We start from the raw sequence: 3,517 nt of genomic DNA on the forward strand, positions 1-3,517 counted from the left end.
TTCTGAGCGACGATGATCGCAGTGATTGGCTGGCGGTGTTGGGCATTGTTTGCGCGCGGTTTAACTGGGTGGTTCATGCTTTTTGCCAGATGACCAATCACTATCACCTGCTGGTGGAGACGGTGGACTACAGCACACGGGGTCAGTTCTAACATTCTAACAAACTCTGTTACACTTCACAGATGGCCAGACCCCTCAGACTGGAATTTTCGGGTGCCCTTTATCACGTCACCTCGCGCGGGGATCGTCAGGAAGATATTTTTCTGAGCGACGATGATCGCAGTGATTGGCTGGCGGTGTTGGGCATTGTTTGCGCTCGGTTTAACTGGGTGGTTCATGTTTTTTGCCAGATGACCAATCACTATCACCTGCTTGTGGAGACGGTGGACGGTAATCTATCCGGTGGGATGCGGCAATTGAACGGCCTATATACCCAGCGCTTCAACCGTCGCCATGGCTTGGTTGGGCATCTTTTTCAGGGACGCTACAAGGCCATCCTGGTCCAAAAGGAAGCCTATTTGCTGGAGTTGGCGCGCTATGTGGTGCTGAACCCACTGCGCGCCAACATGGTGAAATCGCTTGATGACTGGCGCTGGAGCAGTTACCTTTTTATCACGGGGCAGGAGGCACCCCCTCCGTGGCTGGATGCGGACTGGTTGCTTGGTCAGTTTGGTTCACAGCGGAGCAAAGCGCTCAGGGGCTATCGCCAGTTCGTGATGGCGGGCAGGGGTTTACCTAGTCCCATGCTGGATACTCGCCATCAACTGTTGCTGGGTGACAGTGCTTTCGTAGAACGCCACTGGCAGACAAAAAATCCAGAAGAGCTACGGGAAGTTTCAAAGGCCCATCGAAGATCGGTCGCTTTGTCGCTGGATGAGTACCGGATGCGCCACCCGAATAGAGATCAGGCGATAGCTCAGGCTTACCTATCCGGTGCTTATACGATGGCAGAGATCGGGTGCCATTTCGGGGTACACTACATGACGGTAAGTCGCGCAGTGCGGAAGTTTGAAGAAGACCGAAAAAAAATGTTGTAATGTTAGAACTGACCTCGCGCTTTTTCGCTCTCCAGGATATCCGTTTCTTCTTCACCCATTGCCGCCCCCTCATGACATTGAGGTTGACGCCACACTTCAAAACCTTACAATCCCCATCGATTCCGTTCTCCTATGGTTCAATCCAACGAGGTTTATCCGCCGCCAATAAGGTCGCAGGTTTAACAAGTTTGGGGAGGGCGGCAGATAAACGCTATTCGTTGGGCGTCAGGATCATCATCATCGTCGGTGGGCGCACCGCAGGAGGTTTAGTCATGTCGAACGTGATTGCAGAAGAGGTGACCACCGAGGTCCTACAAGCCTTTGCCGATGCGTGGAATCGCCACGATGCCGATGCCCTCATGTCGTTCATGAGCGCTGACTGTGTCTTCGAAGCCTCTGCAGGCGCGGAGATCTTCGGCACCAGGTACGTGGGCCGTGAGGCGGTGCGAGCTGGCTTCGCTGAAGTATGGGCAACCTTCCCCGATGCCCACTGGGGCAACGCGCGCCATTTTGTCCATGGGGACAGGGGAGTGTCCGAGTGGACGTTCACGGGAACTCGGGCGGACGGCACTTTCGTAGAAGTTCATGGTTGTGATCTGTTCACCTTTCGAGACGGCAAGATCGCGCTGAAGGACTCCTACCGCAAGAACCGCCCGCCTCTCGCTACCCCCAAGCGCTGAGTCCATCCGTGTGCCTGCACCCATGACGCCCAACCCTTCCATCGAGCGGACGTCTTCCAGCAAGCTTCGCTTGCTTCCAGCCGCCGCTCATGTCAAACGTTGGCCATTCAACAACCGAGGTGAAAGATGTCACGTATTGCGATCGTTCAACGCCCGCCAATTTTTCTAAACAGAGCCGAGACAACTGGCGCCGCAGTGGCCAGCGTGCACGAGGCTGCCGGGGCCGGCGCGCAGCTGGTCGTCTTTCCCGAGGTGTTCATACCAGGGTATCCAGCATGGATCTGGCGACTTCGTCCCGGCGGCGACATGGCGCTTTCCGAACGACTGCACTCCCTGCTACTCGCCAATTCTGTCCGCGTGGCCGGCGACGACCTGGCGCCTCTGCGTGAAGCCGCAAAGCGGAACAACATCACCGTCGTATGCGGCGTCAACGAACGCGATACCGATTTCAGCCGGAGCACGATTTACAACAGTGTCGTCGTCATTGGGCCAGACGGCACGATCCTCAACCGTCACCGCAAGCTCATGCCAACGAATCCCGAACGCATGGTCTGGGGCTTCGGGGATGCCTCGGGCCTGCGGGTGATCGACACGCCATGTGGACGGATCGGAACTCTCATCTGTTGGGAAAGCTACATGCCCCTTGCGCGCTGCGCCCTTTACGCCCAGGGCGTCGACATTTATATAGCGCCGACCTACGACACCGGCGAGCGCTGGATTGCCACGATGCAACACATCGCGCGCGAGGGTGGGTGCTGGGTACTCGGGAGCGGCTGCGCTTTTCAGGCGCACCACATCCCGGATGCCGTTCCCGGCAAGGCCGAGCTGTATTCGAACGCGGACGAGTGGGTGAACGCCGGCGATTCGGTCGTAGTCGCCCCCGGCGGCAAGATCGTGGCGGGACCGCTGCATAACGAACTCGGGATCTTGTATGCGGACATCGATCTGGAGCGCGTCGGGGTTGCTCGGCGCAGCCTGGATACCGTCGGCCACTACTCGAGGCCAGACATCTTTCGGCTACACGTGAATACAGCGCCGCTCAGGCCCGTAGAGTTCAGCGCTTCACCCGGCGGACCGCTCTTGAATGGCCAACCTGTCGCTCCAGGGGACGAGCCGCAAGCGGCTCGCCCCTGAGCTCAGCCGTGGGCCTCTTAGAGAACTAAGCTGTGCGCCTGTGGACACTACATCCTTGTTACTTGGACTCTCGAGGCCTGGTAGCTCTCTGGCGCGAGGCATTACTGGCGCAAAGCCGTTCTTGGTAGGCATACGCGTGGATATACCCATCATCCCCAGCTATGTCGTTTCCGCGACACTCCATCACCCATGGCAGCGATCGCAACATATTTGCATGCTGTCCTTTCAGAAGCGAATGTTCGTGGGTACCAGTTCAATGCAACGAAGATTCTCTCGGAACGAAATGCAGTACAAATCGTGGCCAGTCGTGGGCAGCTTGACTACGAGTGGAAGCACCTTGTTGAAAAGCTACGTGCTCGTGATCCTTCATGGCTTGAACAATTCACCACATTAACTGAGCCCAAACCACATCCGATGTTCCTGATTGTCTCCGGCCCCATCGCAGAGTGTGAAGTCACGCGGCCCAACGAGTAAGGTTAGAATGTGATCGCGAAGCGAGCCACAATCTGAACCGTTTGTTGGACAAGCCCGGTGAGGCTGCTGTGAATCTGCTTGTTATGGAAATATCTCTCTGACCTTGGTGGTGCCACCGGGACATGTGCCGCGTCAAACCCCAAATTCCACCGCTAAAAGTTGCCATTGCAGCAACCTGTTCCGCTCAACCTG

General features: G+C 56.9%; 4 protein-coding genes and 1 pseudogene. All 5 read left to right on the forward strand.

Annotated elements, in window-relative coordinates:
* Positions 1-182 precede the first annotated feature (182 nt).
* Positions 183-1,037: a transposase gene (locus tag MJ768_RS14555; protein WP_239292752.1), complete on the forward strand. Its 855-nt coding sequence runs from the start codon at positions 183-185 to the stop codon at positions 1,035-1,037.
* Complete coding sequence (locus tag MJ768_RS14560) at positions 1,037-1,717, forward strand: nuclear transport factor 2 family protein (protein ID WP_239292754.1); 681 nt, start codon at positions 1,037-1,039, stop codon at positions 1,715-1,717. The genes MJ768_RS14555 and MJ768_RS14560 overlap by 1 nt, the downstream gene beginning before the upstream one ends.
* Before the next feature lie 126 nt (positions 1,718-1,843).
* The gene (locus MJ768_RS14565) at positions 1,844-2,851 is read left to right on the forward strand and encodes a carbon-nitrogen hydrolase family protein (RefSeq protein ID WP_239292756.1); all 1,008 of its coding nucleotides are present in this window, start codon (positions 1,844-1,846) and stop codon (positions 2,849-2,851) included.
* Between the two features lie 32 nt (positions 2,852-2,883).
* Positions 2,884-2,979, forward strand: a complete 96-nt coding sequence (locus tag MJ768_RS15270) for a pyrimidine dimer DNA glycosylase/endonuclease V (protein ID WP_338140756.1) — start codon at positions 2,884-2,886, stop codon at positions 2,977-2,979.
* A 58-nt stretch (positions 2,980-3,037) separates the two neighbouring features.
* Positions 3,038-3,325 (forward strand): annotated as a pseudogene (locus tag MJ768_RS14570) (pyrimidine dimer DNA glycosylase/endonuclease V); the annotation flags it as partial.
* Between the last annotated feature and the right edge of the window lie 192 nt (positions 3,326-3,517).

The sequence above is a fragment of the Candidatus Nitrotoga sp. 1052 genome, assembly GCF_927312905.1.
Lineage (GTDB): Bacteria > Pseudomonadota > Gammaproteobacteria > Burkholderiales > Gallionellaceae > Nitrotoga.

Coding starts and splice junctions, on each gene's coding strand:
- MJ768_RS14555 (WP_239292752.1), top strand. CDS start 183: ATGGCCAGACCCCTCAGACTGGAATTTTCGGGTGCCCTTTATCACGTC.
- MJ768_RS14560 (WP_239292754.1), top strand. CDS start 1,037: ATGTTAGAACTGACCTCGCGCTTTTTCGCTCTCCAGGATATCCGTTTC.
- MJ768_RS14565 (WP_239292756.1), top strand. CDS start 1,844: ATGTCACGTATTGCGATCGTTCAACGCCCGCCAATTTTTCTAAACAGA.